Raw genomic sequence first — 16,752 nt, 5'->3', positions numbered from 1 at the left:
AATACTAACGGCCACGCTCAGCCATGTCAAAGATGTTTTTAATAATAACGACCGTTTGCCGATTTATTCCTCACTTCGACTAAAAAGTAACACTTTTTCAGGATATTCATGACTTTTCTTCCAGCCGCGCCTTTAATCGCGGGTACTTCCACAGCCAACGCCCGGTGATCATCCGGCGATAGAACAACAGGCCGCGCACCGCCCAGTCAAGCACCATACCCAGCCAGACGCCGATGACGCCCATGCCCAGCATGATCCCCAGCGTATAGCCAGCAACCACCCGGCAGCCCCACATACCCAGCATCGAAACCCACATGGTGTAACGCACGTCGCGTGCGCCTTTAAAGGCACAGGGCAAGGTCCAGGAAAGCGACCAAATTGGCATAAACAGGGCATTGAGCCACAATAGCTCTTTAACCACCACTTTTACGTCTTCTTCGCTGGTGTAGAACGAAGCGATCAGGCCTGCGAACGGTGCGGTGCCCCAGGCAATAAGCGTCAGGATAATAGTCGACAACCAGAACACGAACCAGGCCTGACGTTCCGCCTGGCCGACCTGCCCTTTCCCCAGTCGTTTTCCGGTAATAATAGTTGAGGCCGAACCCAACGCGTTACCCGGCAGGTTAATTAACGAAGCCACCGAGAAGGCAATAAAGTTCCCGGCGATGACGTTGGTCCCCATCCCGGCAACAAACATCTGCGTCAGCAGCTTGCCGCCATTAAACAGTACCGATTCGATGCTCGCCGGGATGCCAATGCCCATCACCTCCCAGATAATGGCAAAGTTAAACGGCTTAAAGTAGCTCTTCAGCGAAATGCGCAGCGCCGGGTTAAAGCCTGTCATCAGAACCCAGATGGTTGCCAATGCGCCAATATAGCGGGCAATAGTCAGCCCCAGCCCGGCGCCGACAAAGCCAAGCCCCGGCCAGGAGAAGAGGCCGTAAATCAGGATACTGCTGATAATAATATTGAGAATATTCATCCCACCGTTAATTAACAGCGGGATTTTGGTGGTCCCCGCGCCGCGAAGCGCGCCGCTACCAATTAAGGCAATCGCCGCCGCCGGATAGCTCAGCACTGTCAGCTCAAGATAGGTTAGGGCCAGTGCCTTAACCTGAACCGTGGCGTCGCCGGCAACGATATCGATAATCTGCTCACCAAAGGCGTGAATAATCGCCGCCAGCACGATCGAGAACAAGGTCATGATCGCCAGCGATTGACGCGCGGCCGCCCTCGCCCGCTTTCTATCGCGCTTACCGAGGCTGAAGGCCACCACCACGGTGGTGCCCAGGTCAATCGCGGCAAAAAACGACATAATGACCATATTAAAGCTATCGGCTAAGCCCACCCCGGCCATCGCTTCTTTACCGAGCCAGCTAACAAGGAAAGTACTCAGAACCCCCATCAACAACACGCAGGCATTTTCCAACAGGATCGGTACGGCAAGGGGACTAATTTCACGCCAGTAGAGCACCCGATAGCTCTTGCGTTTTTTAAACCAGGACGTGCGCGCTACGGCCTGGCGTACTGCTGAAGTGACGTTCAAGGGAGACCTTAGTGAGAAGAGTTGAAACAACATTTCAAATGATGATTGAGAACTGCTAATCCTGCAAAGTATTTTTCCTGGTAATTTGTTGGCAATTACGACAAATTGTCGATAGATGCAGCAAGCGGCTCGCCACAACTGAATTGATATTTGACAAAAATTTTTTCGCCGCTAAGATACCATTCCACACGATTCCTCTGTAGTTCAGTCGGTAGAACGGCGGACTGTTAATCCGTATGTCACTGGTTCGAGTCCAGTCAGAGGAGCCAATTTTAAGAAAAGCAGACGTTCAGCGACGTCTGCTTTTTTGCTTTCTACCCTCTTCTGTTCCACAGACATCAAACATAACGACAAAATCGGCTGAGCAAAGTCGAAATGAATATTGCCTGGTGCGTTTCCGCGCCAACAGGAATAGCAAGGTTTACTGTCTTCGTGGTAGCATAGAATCAAGTTAGTCTGAAATATTTAGATGCTTTGAGAAAACATTGTTAACACATACATACCAGGATTAAATACATGGATAGATCATTATTATTTTTTTATTGCCTGGCTGGATTTTTCCTGACTTATTTCTTATTCAAATTAGCAAAAGACAAATATAAATTACAAAGCTTAATGTTTATCGTTTCGCTCATAATAAGTTTAGTTATCGCATCTTCCTTTTCGGCTTTATCAACAGGACTATGGTTTTTAGTAGTAATAGCATCGACATTTACCATTTTATTTTTAACAGGACTCTTCACAGAACTACTAAAACAATTTGTAATGCATCGATACATTCTGCGTTGTGTTGATAACTTGAAACGTCTATCTCCTACCGAAATGGTTGAATCTTTAATTAAAGACCATAACAAAACACAGTGGTATGTTTTATATTACCCTGTAGACGGCGCCATGGAAATTGGCGTTAATTTATTCGACGAAAACCCTATTATTGGCAAAAGATTATACATTAGAACCATGACAAACCGCCAAATGTACTTTATTCCTGAAGATATCTCCAGCACTATAGATTTACAATCTAATATAGCTTGTACGTTATATGAATTTTATACCCTCACCCCGCAAACCAAGAGTTTAATTGAAGATTATTTGACCAGAATTAAAAATGGTCATTTGCAGCCCTGGCTGCTAAATGCAGAACCCGATGAAAAATAATCCATTCACTTCTAAAGTTACACCTGCGTTGTAAACAGGTGTAACCGGATGACGATTGTACATTCACCGTTCAAATGACTCTTTGCAGCAAGCACTGAAGGCAGAGTTTTTCGGATCTGCTAGTGCTCCCCTCACCTTTTTATTGCTTAAATTTTCGCTTCAGTGCTGAAAAAACCTCTACTACTGATGATTTTACCAGCGAACAATCGCAAATGGCGCAATCTCCTTTGACATCCCGTTACTCACTCGCTAACATGCGCCCCGTTCACACGATTCCTCTGTAGTTCAGTCGGTAGAACGGCGGACTGTTAATCCGTATGTCACTGGTTCGAGTCCAGTCAGAGGAGCCAGATTTAGAAAAGCCTGCTTACGAGCAGGCTTTTTGCTTTTCTATTATGACAAGCCGGGTACCGGCGTCGCTCTAAACGCATTGACCGCTTTATCAAGCACAACCTGAGCGTCGCTTCCGGAATCAAGTATGATATTACGTTGAGATGCTGCGTCGACCTGTACGGTCGTCACGTCGAGAACTTCCAACCCCTCTAATGCCAGCAGCGCTCTAACTTGTGCAGAGAAACAAGATTCTGCATGACCTTTTAACAATGATGTATCGGTGGTAGCAACAATATGATTGTCAGAAATATAGTTACTATCTCCTGATGCCAACCGTATTATGACAGGTGTCGCGCCAGCAGGAACGATATACTGTTTATCAATCGATTCAGAAATATGGTTAGCAATAATCGAATTATTCTCACCTTCTATATATAGCAACCCATACAAGTCATCTAAACCATTACTATACGACTGCATAGGTTCCCAAGGTTCATGTTCACGGAAAAAGTGGTTTGCCGTCACCAGGTTTTCTGAACAGCTATTCTCAAAAACCAGCATCCCTGGATAGAATGAATGAAATCTGTTGCTGCTAACTGCAGAACGGAGGACACCAGAAAAGTGAATACTGCTTTTACCGCGGGGAAAAATGTTGTTTGCTGTAACCAGAAGGCCACCAAAGTTCTCTGCATAAATGGAATATCCTCTATAACCGGCACCTATCAAATTATCGGTTATTTTTGAAGCCTGTCCCGACCCACGGAGTTCTATACAATTACCGCACTCAGCAATAAAGTTATTATGTATCGCCAATGCATCGGCATTATATATAGTGATGCCGTGTTCAAGATATACGAATCCCATTCCACTAATGCGGAATGAGTCCTGCGCACTGGCAATATAAATACCCGTTTTACCATTGAGATAGGTGTTTTCAGGATCGTTACTTCCCGAACCGTCATCCAAAAAATGTAACCCATCAATGCAAAAATCCGCGAACTCAACTGAGCTTATTCTTGGGTCACCGCTACGCTCAATATAAAAAGCCGCCCCTTCCGCTTCCGGAATCGTAGATGATGGTGTTATATCAACAAGTATACGACTACCGCCTGGCCACAATTCATGCAAGCTTGCCCAATCACTTTCCGGAGTATTAAAACGGATACTTGAAGAGGTAAACCCATGTCCGTCTCCTTTAACTTTCAAGTAACTGATGTCTATTACTACCTGAGTGAGCAAATGATAGTCTCCAGGCGGGATATAGATAACAGCCCCCGGTTTTCCACCATCATTGACATCTGTGTCTGTTTGCCGATTTTTAATATCGGCAATAATACTATTAATCACTAAACCGATATCTTCAAAAGGATTACCTTCACTCCACTCTGTTACATCATAATAATTTTCACTCGACATGCGTTATTTTCCTCTACATTATTAGGATAGGTAGATATTACGGTTCTATTGACCTCTGAATATTATAATAATTAATAATACCCCTAATTTCTTTCAGAGGAATTTTAACTAATGATTAACCACTGCGGTCCTATCTCGCTCGATGTCATGATGCGATGAAGAACCGTTATTGAGTTCACGCTTAGCGAGTTCCACTTTAATTTGTTCAAGAAAGTGGTTATTCAATTTAAAGTATCTAACTACGAATGCGCTAATAAAATAGGTAATCATTGGCAGTAAAGAAAACATAATAATGATACCTTCGATAGTCTCTGTGTTTTGTTGAGGTTTATTAGCGATGTAACCCGTCAATGATAATATCCACGCAACAATCGCACCAGCAACTGCCAAACCCATTTTTAACATAAACAAATTACCAGCAAATGAAATACCGGTAAGGCGTTTACCGTATTTCCAGTCTCCGTAGTCATCAACGTCGGACATCATGGCCCATAATATTGGCCCTGATTGAATCAAATGCAGGATGTTAATGATGATAAAAAGTGTAAGTAGTGGTAGCAAAGACCTGGGATCGACAAACCATAGAGCTAAAGAAAGGAAGCCAAGAACGATATTAATCGAACGGAACAGCTTAATTTTATCAAAACGATCGGTGAGTGGTTTCGCTATAACACTACCTAGCATGTTACATGCAACGCCAAGAGCCAAAAAAAACGTAGTAAATCCGACGGAGGCTTGCATAACATAGGTAGCATAATAAATAGTCACTGCACCACGAATAAATGCCGGAAAAACATTAAGGAAAGTAATAAAAATCATCAATAACCATTGATCGTTTTTGATGATATCTTTTAGATCATTTGTTAAAGAGTCATTAACTTTAATTGCAGTAACACGTTCTTTGATACTGGCAAAACAAAAGAAGAACATTAGTGTCGCAGCACCTCCCATGATTACCATAGTCAACTGAAAACCAGCCGCTCTGTTACCGTTACCTAACCAGTCTGTTAAGGGTAAAATTGAAGAAGAGACAATTAGCGTCGCCAATCCATTGAGGAAAAATCGCCATGACAAACAGCCTAAACGCTCTTTCTGATTTAGCGTGATCACACCGGCTACTGAGCAATATGGAATATTGATAGCAGTATAGATTAATGACATAACCAGATATGTCACCCAGGCATAAACAATTTTTCCATTCATGCTTAAATCGGGCGTTGTGAACATTAGTACTGCTCCCAAACCAAATGGCAATGCCATCCATAATAACCATGGTCGGAATTTACCCCATCGGCTACGAGTACGATCGCAAATCGCCCCCATAACCGGGTCGCTAAAGGCATCAAAAATACGAATGACCAGAAACAAGGTACCGACAACACCGGGAGCTAAACCATAAACATCCGTGTAGAACCATGTTAGATATAACGCCAGTACACTCCAAATCATACAAGAACCAGCATCTCCCATTCCATAACCAATTTTTTCTTTTAAACGCAGTTTGACGTAAACACCTTGCCTTTCGATTGAGTTTGCAGACATAGAAGACCTCTAGAGTATACAGTCATAAGTGTTCAACAGAGGTTAGTAAACCAATGTTAGTTTATATTTATAAGTTGATAACGGCGTATGTAGATTAAAGCAAAGTAATATTAATACTCACGCTACTCTCCCGTATAATTAACCGAGAGACAATTTCGTGCATTTCAATACTTTCTTGTTTTGTTTCGTTGTTAATCATTTGAAATGCCAGATGGGCGATTTCACTTATCGGTTGCGCCACACTAGTGATTTTTTTAGTTTGTGCCAGTAAAGTATTATCAAAACTAGCGATGGCAATATCTTTAGGCACAGATATTCCTTTTTCTTTCAAGCCATCAATAATATAACTAGCAGCCACATCGTTATAGACCCAGAGAGATGAACAATGATTTATTCTCTCGGCTAGCCTGACAATAATATCATCGAGTATACTAATATGCCCTGATGTTTTCTCACCCTCGCCTTTCGCTATCCAAAACTGATTCTCTTTATCTATAGTCAATCCCTGAGCGGTAATTCGTTTTGCCCATGAAAAAACCTTTCGGTTATCCGCGCCTTCCTGCGCTACAAATCCAAACGTGGTATGACCGGTCTGAATAAAATGCTCGGCTATAACTTCCGCCCCTTTACTTTGATCGATAGAAACAGAATTGAAAAATCGCGATACCAGCGTAACCACTGCAACGGGGATATTAGTCGCGATGAGCCATTCTGCAAGTTCGCTTTCGGTTTCTGTTGGCACCCATAGCAAACTGTCAATACCCATACTAATAAGCGTATATATTATTTGCTTATCTAGCTGCGGTTGATTCTGATGAGTTTTGACGATAACCGTTTTACCGATGTATCTTGCCTCTTCTTCAAATGTCGCCAGCAGTTCACAAAAATGTGGGTTGACAAGGTTTGGAAGAACAACTGCAATCAGCCCAGAACATTTCCCACTCAATTGAAACGCACTCTTGCTAGGCACATAGCATAAGAAATCCATTGCCTCACGAACTGCTTTGCGAGTTTCTGGCGCCACGCTGGGATGATTATTCAGCACGCGTGAGACCGTAGCGGTAGATACTCCAGCTTTTATTGCTACGTCTTTAATGGATGCCATAGTAAATAACTGCGACGACCAAGAATGACGTAACTATAAAGTGTGATGGAAGTCAAAAATGTAAGCCACTTCACATGTTGCCGCGTTACATAAAACCCCGCTTTTTCTCTCAATTCTGCTGTCACTAAAATAACTAAGCGTTCACGATAATATTTAATGGATTCACTGACAAACAGAGGATAACGGGCGCCACGCCAGAACCAAAGTCGTCGTGGTGTTACGCTTGCGTAGATGATAGGTAGGATTTGCTATGGTAAATAACGGGCCGATTTACGACATTTCCTGCTGTCTAATTTTCACCAGCACCGCTCCCAGCAATGCCAGATCTACCAGGACCGCCAGTGCGTAGACAAAACCTCCCTTTCCCGAATCCGCATAGTGATTGGTTAGCAGAGTCGCCAGGATAATAATAACGATACCTGCTGTCATCGGGATGTTCGCCATCATGCCCGACGAGTATCTTGCTGTAGCATTGTTTTTCCAGACAATACCCGCACCTAATCCACCAAAGGCGATCCCCGGAATTTGAGATAGCCAACCGTGTCCGCTATTCCACAGCACCAGTAACATTAACCAGCCCATAGCGGACAGCACAAAGGCGTAGCACGATACCCTAACGCTATAATGCGCTGGCCACGGCTGCCAACGCGCGATTGCATAGCCAACAGCAAAAGCTCCCGTCAGCGTCAGCAGCAACGCCAGAGTACCGATAGCGCCAATCATGGAGGAAACGCTCAATAGCAGCGCCCCCGCCGCGAATACGCCACTTAGCGCGATAGTTTGCGTGAGCGGGGCCTCGCAAGTGGTTGCCCCACCAGCTCGCTGATTACGGTAGATATTCATTATTCACTCCTGATAATCGCAAACACTGATGAATTTAATTCAGTGTCTATTTCACATATCAGTAGGCTATCCTCTGTATAATAAGTACGGCAAACGCATAAATTTCAGCAATAGATGAGAAAAACTCAGCCATGAGAAAAACCCGCCTCCCGCCGCTGGGCGCGCTACGCGCCTTTCATGCCGTTGCCCGCTGTCGCAGTTTTAAACGCGCCGCCGATATGCTTGGGGTGAGCGCTACCGCAGTAAGCCACCAGATAAAACTACTGGAATCTGTGCTGGAGTGCCGCGTCTGTGAACGCAATGCCCTGGGAGTCAGCCTTACCGACAGCGGTGAAATTCTCTATGCAGGGACTCAACGCGCCTTTAGCGCGCTGGAAGAAGCGACTACACAAATTGTTCGCTCACACCAGCCGCCGTCACTCACCGTCACCACCACCTCCAACTTTCTAACTCACTGGCTGGTACCACGGCTGGCAGCATTTAAAGCGGAATTCCCCGCTATTGACCTGCGGCTGCATACCAGCGTCGAGCGGGTGGATCTCAACCAGCGCAGCGTTGACGTCGCGATTCGCTATCGTGAAACACCGGAGCGCGAACTGCACTGTACCTTGCTACATGAAGACCGCTTTATCGTCGTCGCTAGCCCAACGCTGGGTATTACACGGCTGGAGGATTTGCATCACGCAACCCTGTTCCACGTTGAACATCGTCACGTTCCGGCTGATTCGCCGGGCTGGGAAAACTGGCAGCGTCGCTACGGGCCACCGCAGCTGAATATCGATGCTGGGTTAACCTTCAGCGATGAGACGCATGCGCTACAGGCGGCGGTAGCAGGACAAGGCGTAGTGATTGCCAGCGAACTGCTGGCGCGCGATCTGTTGCAACGCGGAGTATTAGCGGCGCCATTTGAAATGTTCTTACCGGGAGCAAACTATTATCTGGTGGCGACACAAGAGTTAGCCCAGCGCGCCGATATCAGCGCCTTGCGGGACTGGTTACTGCAGCAGATAGCGATGAGTTGAAACCGGAGAAAGAGGCAGATATCGGACGATATCTGCCTGACTGAATTCTTACCAACCGCAGACGTTAGTCTCTTCGTCAGACTCATAACCGCGCACAATATTGATGAGCTCTTTCACCGCGTCAGCGGCATGCAGTGGATCCTGAAGCGCCTCGATTGAGGCGAAATCTTTATCTACCGATACACCATTATTATTGTTAGTCACCATCAGGCTGAACCCTTTGCCCTGTGCGTTATCGGCAGAAAGATCCTGAAGCAATTCCGCTACTGCCTGAACCGCAATATCAGGGACATAAAGCGCCATCGGTTTCAGATAAATTTTCTCTTTTTTTTCATTATTGTTGTTATTGGCTATCGCTAATGAGTAACCTTTATTTTCACTGTTCATAGACTCAGCTTATCCCTCAATCAGAATTTTAGGGTCGACGTAAAAATCGACATTAAATACGGTATCGTCAGTTAATGCCTCAATGCAGTGCCATTTTTCCGCAGGGAAGACACCAAACTGCCCCGCTTCAATAGTCATCGTTTCAACAGGGTCTGGGCTCGTTTCATCGGCATAACCATAATAGCGTATTGCACCCTGCATCACCGATAAACGCGGATAGACGCCCTGTCGCGTACCGGCATCAAGATGGCGCTTCCAGATGGACGCGGGCGCGGTCTCCTTGGTCCACATGGGGGTGGAGCGGGTCTGAACATAATGGGTAGGTATAATGATTCGCTGCATGATTTGCCTCTCTTTCCGCGCCGTGAAATAGCGCCGCGAATGAAACGATATATTGCATATCATATACCCCTTTTAATTGCTAAGGGTATTATTTTTTTGATCCTATTTTATCTACCACTATTTATACCCATTACGGATTAGCTTTATTTAAAATATAAAAAAGCGCCTGTGATAGTTCACAGGCGAGACTTTAAAGACCGAAGATTATCTTTTTTCAGTTGTTATTTAAAAGCCCCGGCTTCCCGATTAAATATCCCTGAACGAGATCGCAACCTAATTGTTGCAGCGAAGTTAACTGTTCCTCAGTTTCAACACCTTCGGCGACAATGCGCATATGTAAACTTTTCCCCATACTGATGATCAGGCGCACGATATCGAGGTCATCTTTTTGCATAGGTATATTGACCACAAACGAGCGGTCAATTTTGATCTTATCAAAAGGGAAATAACTCAGCCGTGACAATGACGAATAGCCGGTACCAAAATCGTCAATTGAGATCTGAATCCCCTGCTCGCGCAACTGGCTGAGGATCTCCAGCGAGCGCGTATTCTCGTTAAATACATCAGATTCCGTAATCTCAAGATCAAGGCGCCGCGGGTCGAGACCGGTCTTCTTTAGCACCGCCGCCACCGTGTCTGTGAGTGAGGTATTGATAAGTTGAATCGGTGAGACGTTTACCGAAACCTTCAGCGGTTGCTCCCAGCGGGCCGCCTCCTCGCAGGCAGTCTTCAGCACCCACTCGCCAAGTGGGTTAATCAGGCCGGTTTTCTCCGCCACTGGGATAAATTCTGTAGGCGGCACCATACCGCGCAGTGGATGAAACCAGCGCACCAACGCTTCGTAACCGTAGATTTCACGCGATACCGTGTCGGCGATCGGCTGGTAGTAAACCTTGAACTGGTCGTTTTCCAGTGCATGTAGCAGATCGTCCTCAAAGGATTTGTTTTCCTGTAAACGTTGTAACATGCCGGGACGAAAAATCTCCACGTTGCCCGCGCCCGACTTTTTCGCTTCATACAGCGCCAGATCGGCACATTTGTATAAGTAATCGGTACGACTTTCACCATCGGAGATAACGATGCCGATGCAAGCGCCGATGTTAATCAATGAATCGTAGATATAGTAGGGCTGGCTGATTTTCTCGCGGATCACATCCGCCCGTTCCAGCGCCATTTCTTCGCTCAGGTCCTGCGATACCAGGGCAAACTCGTCGCCGCCAAGCCGGTACAGCGTCTCTGATGTTTTACGAAAGAACGACAGACGGCTGGCGAGCTCCTGAAGCAACTTATCGCCGGCATCATGTCCTAAGGTATCATTAACATCTTTAAAATTATCGAGGTCAAACAACATAACCACTGCGCAACCATTATAAGGTTTCACGTGATTAACCACTTCCTGTAGCCTCTGCCAGAAAGAGAGGCGATTAGGCATACCTGTTAACGAATCGTGATAAGCGTCATACTGCAAACGGCGGTTCTGTACCTGAAGTTTCTCTTTCGACAGCTGTAAATCATTAGCTAACAGCTTCATGCGCACATGCGCGCGACGCAAGTTGTTATTTTGTCGAAGCATCAATAGGCCAAGAGTGATACACATCGTAATCAGCAAGATTGAAATCACCGAATAGATGTAATAGAGATGCTGAATCTTATCATGCGTAAGATTAACGACATCAAAGTCCTGCGCCAGGGTCATGGAGGCCAGTGAGGTCATTGGGCCATCCAACTTACTCATCGTGTATAGCAGAGTCATCATCTGCTCAGGCGTCATGGAATCCAGTTGCCTGTCGAGTTGATCGAGGATCTGAATCAGACTGGTGACCGTCGCCTGCCGCTGCTCGCTTTTTCTGATGAACTGACCAAGATCGCCCTGCTGCAGCAATTCAATCTGGCTCATCATTATTTCCAGGCGCAGGCGTACCTCATCACGGTCGGTCCCCTTCACGTTCAGCGCCAGGGCGCTTAAACGAGCCTCCAGACGCATGTATTCAGAGACCATCTGGGACACAGACCACGAGTCGGTATAACGTGTTAATTTTTGCAGCTCACTCTGCCGCTCATGCACCAGATAGGTAATGTATCCGGTGACGATAAAAAGCGACAAAATAATGGCAGTGAGTATTCGATTCAAGATCAGAGCCTTACTCAATTATAATCTTTGAAACCTGCCATGCCGAGCGGGAATAATAGATTTGGTTCTGTAACTCCGCGCTACTATCGTAGGGATAAACAATAAAAAGGGGCCCTTTGTCACGAATGCGCATATATTCACCATTCATCTTCAGCGCGAGGATCACCGGGAATTTATGAAAATCATCCACCGGCACCTCGGTCGTATAATCGTTAAGGGCCATCACCTTCGCCGTCTTACCTTGCGCACCCACTAAGTCCATAAGTTTGCTAAGTGAAATACCATCAAAGCGCACTTTTCCTGAATACCAGGGAGTGGTTGTGATCACTGTCTCATTGCCCAACTTTTCTAACGCGGCGACGTCAAATACGGCAGTATCGCCTTCGTTTGTATTGGTAATCTTTCCTGAAATGGTTAAAACGGGTTTGCCCGTTGGCGCAGGCAGTTTTTCTGCGAAAGCATTAGGTAAAACTAAAACATAAAATAAAACTGCAAAAATTAGACGCATATCACCCACCATATCCAGCGTTGGAGATAGTAATTGTAAACCATTTACGTGAATTCTTAAAAGCCGTCCCAATGGGGCAACAAAAATAAAATAGCAGTAATGGTCAACAGTTAACCCACGCCAGTGGTGAAAATTAAATGTTCGATTTAGACATTTTTTACTTTATTGTCTTTCCGGCAGGTAAAAAACTTTTCAGTTGCGCTTATGCACGGTAATCTCCCTAACGGCGCGTAGATAAGAAAGCGTCTCATTCAAATAATAACAAGTTAGCAACAAACAGGACAGGCATGGACTCAACGCTTATTTCTCCCGACTCCGGCAACGGGGTTGCCTCTCTTCATCGCGCTCGTCGTGCGGCATGGGGCAGCTTTGCCGGCGCCGTCGTCGACTGGTACGATTTTCTGCTGTACGGCATTACCGCCGCACTGGTGTTCAACCGCGAATTTTTCCCACAAATTGGCCCGGCAATGGGCACGCTGGCAGCCTTCGCGACCTTCGGCGTCGGCTTCCTCTTCCGCCCGCTCGGCGGCGTGATCTTCGGCCATTTCGGCGACCGCTTAGGTCGTAAGCGCATGCTGATGATGACCGTGTGGATGATGGGGATCGCCACCGCCTGTATCGGGCTCCTGCCTTCCTTTAACCAGATTGGCTGGTGGGCGCCGGTTTTGCTGGTGATTTTGCGCGCATTACAGGGCTTCGCCGTCGGCGGCGAATGGGGCGGCGCGGCGTTGCTGTCGGTTGAAAGCGCGCCGAAAAACAAAAAAGCGTTCTATAGCAGCGGCGTGCAGGTGGGTTACGGCGTCGGGCTGCTGCTCTCTACTGGGCTGGTATCGCTTATCAGCAGTTTCACCACCGATGAGCAGTTCCTTAGTTGGGGCTGGCGCCTGCCGTTCCTGTTTAGCGTAGTGCTGGTACTGGCGGCATTGTGGATCCGCAACGGCATGGCCGAGTCGGCAGAGTTTGAGCAGCAGGTGCAGAAAACGCCCGCCGCGGTGAAAAAACGCCTGCCGGTACTGGAAGCGTTGGTACGCCATCCGGGTGCCTTCTTATTAATCATCGCCCTGCGCCTGTGTGAACTGTTAACGATGTATATCGTGACCGCATTCGCCCTCAACTACTCGACACAAAACCTCGGCCTGCCGCGTGAACTGTTCCTCAATATTGGGTTGCTGGTGGGCGGCATTAGCTGTTTTACCATTCCCTGCTTTGCTTGGCTGGCAGATAGGTTTGGCCGCCGACGTATCTATATTACCGGGGCGCTGATCGGAACATTAAGCGGCTTCCCCTTCTTTATGGCGCTGGAGCAGCACTCGCTGTTCTGGATCCTATTTTTTGCCCTGATGCTGGCCAACATCGCCCATGATATGGTGGTTTGCGTGCAGCAACCGATGTTTACCGAAATGTTTGGCGCCAGCTATCGCTACAGCGGCGCAGGCGTCGGATACCAGGTGGCCAGCGTGGTCGGCGGCGGTTTTACGCCATTTATCGCCGCCGCGCTGGTCACCTTCTCTGGCGGCTCGTGGCACAGCGTGGCGATTTATCTGACGGTCGGCTGCCTGATCTCTGCCGTCACGGCGATGTTGATGAAAAACCGGCATCCGACATAACAAGGGAGGCTTCGTGATAACACAACAGAACACAGACTGCTGGCCTGCCGGGTTCAACGCCGACGAATTACCGATTGTCCGCTGCGATGATCCCACGCTTGCCGAACTGCCTCTGTTCGAGCGCGCGCGCCGAGGTGAAGCCGTCGCTCAGCTCTGGCAGGCGCCGCAAGGGTTCGTGGTGCCCGGCAGTTACCGGAAATTCGCCAATCTGGCCGCCGTCAGTGAATCCTTTGCCGCCCGCGGCTGGCCGGTGTGGATGCGTCGCTCCGGCGGTGGGCTGGTGCCGCAGGGGCCGGGGATCCTCAACCTGAGTCTTGCCTGGCCGGTAACCCAGCCGTTAGGCGAAGCCGCCGAACCTATCTATCTGTTGTTGTGTGGAATATTGCAACGCACGCTGGCGACCCTTGGCGTCGAAAGCCATTTTCAGGCCGTCAGCGGTTCTTTCTGCGACGGGCGCTATAACCTCGCCTGCGGCGAGGGGGAAGACGCCCGCAAGATTGCCGGTACCGCTCAATACTGGCGGCCCATAGCCGAAAGCCAGGTGCACATCGTCCTGGCTCACGCCGTGATATTACTGGATGCCGATCTGCAGGCCGCACATCAGGTGGCCAATGATATTGAGGCGCTGCTCAGCAGCGGTAAGGTCTACCGCGCGGACAAAACGATTACGCTCGCCGAATTATTGCCTGGTGAACCCGACCTCATCGAGCGATTCAGGCTGGCGCTAGCTAAGGCATTGCAACGGGTGCCTTAATAGCATCACTGGCGCGCTTTTTGACCGGCGGCGAGACGCAGCCGGGCCTGCTGTTCAATATTCTCCAGTAGTTCCTGCACATCGTCCTCGCCGATATCAAGGAACTGCCCTTCCATCAGCGCGGCGTGAATATCTTCGCGAGTGACTGCAATCCCCATCGGCACTACATTCGGCTTCACCTCTTCCGCCGCCAGCGGATGCGGATAGCGGCGCCCGACCAGATTGTTGAAGACGATCGCCAGCAGCGCCAACATCATGGAGTTCAATAATACCGGCGTCAGCACAAACTGGTAGCCTTCACTGTGTACGCTGGCGCCGCCAAGAATGGCCGTGAGCGCCACCGCGCCGCCTGGTGGATGCAGACAACGCAAAAAGTACATCCCGGCAATCGCCAGAGCCGCCGCCAGGCCGCAGGCGATTGCCGTATCCGGCACCAGTAGTCCGACAGTGACGCCGATCAGCGCCGAAAGCACGTTGCCGCCAACGATAGACCAGGGCTGAGCAAGCGGGCTGCTGGGCACGCCGAATAGCAATACCGCCGAGGCCCCCATCGGCGCAATAAACCACAGATTCACCTCGCCCAGCAGCCAGTGGCTGAACATACTGGTCACCGCAAGTCCCGTTCCGGCGCCGATTGAGCCCAATAAAATATGCTTTTTAGCAACGGGTAAGGCATGAGGTTTTAAACGGCCGAGAAAAATACGCGCGCGGGAAAATAGCGGGCGCTGTAAAACGCGTAACATCGAACGAATCGCTCACATCATAGGAATAAATGATGTTTCATTGTCTTTATTTAACCATTCATTAACAACCATGTATTTATGATGCCTATTATTTGCAACTTTACCGGGCAGTGTGGGTTATGTGATTTATACACCCTGCGTTAGAATCATCTTCCCCACTGGGGTTAAACCCACTCTACGGATTAAAGGTCACAATACGGTGAATAATAAGACAAATTTAACGAAAGAAGTGGCATGGGCTAGCCAGAATATGCCGCGCACCCTGCGTCAGGTGGCGGCCCTTCCCGACCTCAGCGAAGTGCGCCTGGCCTGCTGTATGCATCTCGATATGAAAATGATCCCGCTGGTGCAGGGGCTCCTTGAGAAAGGGGCGAAAGTCTTTTTGACCACCTGTAATCCAACCACCGTACAGGATGAGGTTGTTTCCTGGCTGGTGGAGCGCGGCGCGGAAGCCTGCGCCTGGCGCAATATGAGTGACGCCGACTGGCAACAATCATGGGAAAAAGCCATCGCCTGGCAACCAACCCACCTGTGCGAGATGGGCGCGGATATTACCACCCTGCTCCACCAGCGCGGCGAGTTCGGCAATGTCGTCGCCGGCCTTGAAGCCACCGGCTCCGGCGTCAATCGCCTCGGTGATATTCGCCCCGGCTACCCTATCTTTAACTGGGATGATCTGCCGGTCAAAGAAGGGCTACATAACCGCCATATGGTCGGCCTGACGGCCTGGCACACTTTCTTCCAGACCACTCACCTTACCCTACATGAGAAAAAAGTACTGGTGATCGGCTACGGTCTGGTCGGGCAAGGCGTTGCCGCGGCGGCAAAAGCCTTCGGCGGCCAGGTTATGGTGGCGGAAATCGATCCGGCGCGCCGTTTACAGGCCGCTTATGACGGCTGGCATGTCGTAGATTTACAGGATGCAATCGCATCAGCCGATGTCGTCGCCACCGCCACCGGCGGCAAGAAAGTGGTCAACAGCCTGGCGCTGGATAGCGCTAAAGATGGCGTGTTTATTCTCAACGTCGGACACGTGGCGGAAGAGATTGATTGCGAACACCTGCGCCAGTTCCCGCATGAAGAGGTTATGCCCTATATCAATGCTTATCGGATGCCGGGGAAAACAATCTATCTGATGGCCGATGGCTCAATGCTCAACCTTACCGCCGGTTTTGGCGATAGCCTGAATGCGTTTGATGTCACCCTTGCGGTGATGGCCAGCGGCATTCGTCATATCGTTACCGACGGTATGCAGGCTAAAGCGGATGTTTATCTGCTGCCGCAAAGCGTGTGGCAGCAGGCGCTGTAAGCACTA

At 48.5% G+C, this 16,752-nt stretch carries 16 protein-coding genes and 2 tRNA genes; 7 read left to right on the top strand and 11 right to left on the bottom strand.

Annotated elements, in window-relative coordinates; all coding sequences use genetic code 11:
* Positions 1-106 precede the first annotated feature (106 nt).
* The gene (locus ACSEMK_RS20840; RefSeq protein ID WP_183269053.1) at positions 107-1,546 is read right to left on the bottom strand and encodes an EmmdR/YeeO family multidrug/toxin efflux MATE transporter; all 1,440 of its coding nucleotides are present in this window, start codon (positions 1,544-1,546) and stop codon (positions 107-109) included.
* Between the two features lie 95 nt (positions 1,547-1,641).
* Entirely contained in the window at positions 1,642-1,734 is a 93-nt protein-coding gene (locus ACSEMK_RS20835) for a DUF5951 family protein (RefSeq protein WP_373431808.1), read from the bottom strand.
* Positions 1,735-1,739: 5 nt separating this feature from the next.
* Here ACSEMK_RS20835 and ACSEMK_RS20830 point away from each other — a divergent pair.
* The 3 genes from ACSEMK_RS20830 (at position 1,740) to ACSEMK_RS20820 (ending at position 3,054) form a co-directional block, all read left to right on the top strand.
* Positions 1,740-1,815 (top strand) — tRNA-Asn (locus ACSEMK_RS20830).
* 247 nt (positions 1,816-2,062) lie between these two features.
* On the top strand, positions 2,063-2,704 hold the full coding sequence (locus ACSEMK_RS20825) for a hypothetical protein (RefSeq protein ID WP_213794509.1): 642 nt from the start codon (positions 2,063-2,065) through the stop codon (positions 2,702-2,704).
* A gap of 274 nt (positions 2,705-2,978) precedes the next feature.
* Positions 2,979-3,054: transfer RNA gene (locus ACSEMK_RS20820), tRNA-Asn, on the top strand.
* Between the two features lie 43 nt (positions 3,055-3,097).
* On the opposite strand, the gene ACSEMK_RS20815 is transcribed toward ACSEMK_RS20820, so the two are convergent.
* The 4 genes from ACSEMK_RS20815 to ACSEMK_RS20800 form a co-directional block, all read right to left on the bottom strand.
* A complete protein-coding gene (locus ACSEMK_RS20815) occupies positions 3,098-4,453 on the bottom strand; it encodes a right-handed parallel beta-helix repeat-containing protein (protein WP_430914560.1) in 1,356 nt (451 codons plus the stop codon).
* A 108-nt stretch (positions 4,454-4,561) separates the two neighbouring features.
* Positions 4,562-5,995, bottom strand: a complete 1,434-nt coding sequence (locus ACSEMK_RS20810) for a glycoside-pentoside-hexuronide (GPH):cation symporter (RefSeq protein ID WP_271031471.1) — start codon at positions 5,993-5,995, stop codon at positions 4,562-4,564.
* Between the two features lie 94 nt (positions 5,996-6,089).
* Positions 6,090-7,100, bottom strand: a complete 1,011-nt coding sequence (locus ACSEMK_RS20805; RefSeq protein WP_271031470.1) for a LacI family DNA-binding transcriptional regulator — start codon at positions 7,098-7,100, stop codon at positions 6,090-6,092.
* Between the two features lie 270 nt (positions 7,101-7,370).
* Complete coding sequence (locus ACSEMK_RS20800) at positions 7,371-7,943, bottom strand: hypothetical protein (RefSeq protein ID WP_271031469.1); 573 nt, start codon at positions 7,941-7,943, stop codon at positions 7,371-7,373.
* A 131-nt stretch (positions 7,944-8,074) separates the two neighbouring features.
* On the opposite strand from ACSEMK_RS20800, the gene ACSEMK_RS20795 reads away from it, so the two are divergent.
* Positions 8,075-8,965 (top strand): LysR substrate-binding domain-containing protein, encoded by an 891-nt coding sequence (locus ACSEMK_RS20795; protein WP_271031468.1) that lies wholly within the window; start codon positions 8,075-8,077, stop codon positions 8,963-8,965.
* A gap of 48 nt (positions 8,966-9,013) precedes the next feature.
* Here ACSEMK_RS20795 and ACSEMK_RS20790 read toward each other — a convergent pair whose 3' ends face one another.
* From ACSEMK_RS20790 to ACSEMK_RS20775, 4 genes are all read right to left on the bottom strand, one after another.
* Complete coding sequence (locus ACSEMK_RS20790) at positions 9,014-9,352, bottom strand: DUF1869 domain-containing protein (RefSeq protein ID WP_395226385.1); 339 nt, start codon at positions 9,350-9,352, stop codon at positions 9,014-9,016.
* Between the two features lie 9 nt (positions 9,353-9,361).
* Positions 9,362-9,694: a DUF1971 domain-containing protein gene (locus tag ACSEMK_RS20785; RefSeq protein WP_087860660.1), complete on the bottom strand. Its 333-nt coding sequence runs from the start codon at positions 9,692-9,694 to the stop codon at positions 9,362-9,364.
* Positions 9,695-9,908: 214 nt separating this feature from the next.
* Positions 9,909-11,825, bottom strand: a complete 1,917-nt coding sequence (locus ACSEMK_RS20780; RefSeq protein WP_113373525.1) for a putative bifunctional diguanylate cyclase/phosphodiesterase — start codon at positions 11,823-11,825, stop codon at positions 9,909-9,911.
* A 10-nt stretch (positions 11,826-11,835) separates the two neighbouring features.
* Positions 11,836-12,333 (bottom strand): molybdopterin-dependent oxidoreductase, encoded by a 498-nt coding sequence (locus ACSEMK_RS20775; RefSeq protein WP_087860488.1) that lies wholly within the window; start codon positions 12,331-12,333, stop codon positions 11,836-11,838.
* Positions 12,334-12,620: 287 nt separating this feature from the next.
* Between ACSEMK_RS20775 and shiA the strand changes: the two genes are divergently transcribed.
* The gene (gene shiA / locus ACSEMK_RS20770) at positions 12,621-13,940 is read left to right on the top strand and encodes a shikimate transporter (RefSeq protein ID WP_430914563.1); all 1,320 of its coding nucleotides are present in this window, start codon (positions 12,621-12,623) and stop codon (positions 13,938-13,940) included.
* A 13-nt stretch (positions 13,941-13,953) separates the two neighbouring features.
* Complete coding sequence (locus tag ACSEMK_RS20765; RefSeq protein ID WP_316424187.1) at positions 13,954-14,694, top strand: lipoyl protein ligase domain-containing protein; 741 nt, start codon at positions 13,954-13,956, stop codon at positions 14,692-14,694.
* A gap of 5 nt (positions 14,695-14,699) precedes the next feature.
* On the opposite strand, the gene ACSEMK_RS20760 is transcribed toward ACSEMK_RS20765, so the two are convergent.
* Entirely contained in the window at positions 14,700-15,437 is a 738-nt protein-coding gene (locus tag ACSEMK_RS20760) for an HPP family protein (RefSeq protein ID WP_316424188.1), read from the bottom strand.
* Positions 15,438-15,636: 199 nt separating this feature from the next.
* On the opposite strand from ACSEMK_RS20760, the gene ACSEMK_RS20755 reads away from it, so the two are divergent.
* On the top strand, positions 15,637-16,746 hold the full coding sequence (locus tag ACSEMK_RS20755) for an adenosylhomocysteinase (protein WP_087860485.1): 1,110 nt from the start codon (positions 15,637-15,639) through the stop codon (positions 16,744-16,746).
* The last annotated feature ends 6 nt before the right edge of the window (positions 16,747-16,752 follow it).

Origin of the sequence: Klebsiella sp. K-3 (assembly GCF_051207495.1) — a bacterium.
GTDB classification, from domain to species: Bacteria; Pseudomonadota; Gammaproteobacteria; order Enterobacterales; family Enterobacteriaceae; genus Klebsiella; species Klebsiella aerogenes.
The sequence above is the reverse complement of the archived record's forward strand: the minus strand, read 5'-3'. Positions and strand labels throughout refer to the sequence as shown.

Bases quoted from the DNA above. Each gene is read 5' to 3' on its own strand.
- ACSEMK_RS20825 (WP_213794509.1), top strand. From the start codon at position 2,063: ATGGATAGATCATTATTATTTTTTTATTGCCTGGCTGGATTTTTCCTG.
- ACSEMK_RS20815 (WP_430914560.1), bottom strand. From the start codon at position 4,453: ATGTCGAGTGAAAATTATTATGATGTAACAGAGTGGAGTGAAGGTAAT.
- ACSEMK_RS20810 (WP_271031471.1), bottom strand. From the start codon at position 5,995: ATGTCTGCAAACTCAATCGAAAGGCAAGGTGTTTACGTCAAACTGCGT.
- ACSEMK_RS20805 (WP_271031470.1), bottom strand. From the start codon at position 7,100: ATGGCATCCATTAAAGACGTAGCAATAAAAGCTGGAGTATCTACCGCT.
- ACSEMK_RS20800 (WP_271031469.1), bottom strand. From the start codon at position 7,943: ATGAATATCTACCGTAATCAGCGAGCTGGTGGGGCAACCACTTGCGAG.
- ACSEMK_RS20795 (WP_271031468.1), top strand. From the start codon at position 8,075: ATGAGAAAAACCCGCCTCCCGCCGCTGGGCGCGCTACGCGCCTTTCAT.
- ACSEMK_RS20790 (WP_395226385.1), bottom strand. From the start codon at position 9,352: ATGAACAGTGAAAATAAAGGTTACTCATTAGCGATAGCCAATAACAAC.
- ACSEMK_RS20785 (WP_087860660.1), bottom strand. From the start codon at position 9,694: ATGCAGCGAATCATTATACCTACCCATTATGTTCAGACCCGCTCCACC.
- ACSEMK_RS20775 (WP_087860488.1), bottom strand. From the start codon at position 12,333: ATGCGTCTAATTTTTGCAGTTTTATTTTATGTTTTAGTTTTACCTAAT.
- shiA (WP_430914563.1), top strand. From the start codon at position 12,621: ATGGACTCAACGCTTATTTCTCCCGACTCCGGCAACGGGGTTGCCTCT.
- ACSEMK_RS20760 (WP_316424188.1), bottom strand. From the start codon at position 15,437: ATGTTACGCGTTTTACAGCGCCCGCTATTTTCCCGCGCGCGTATTTTT.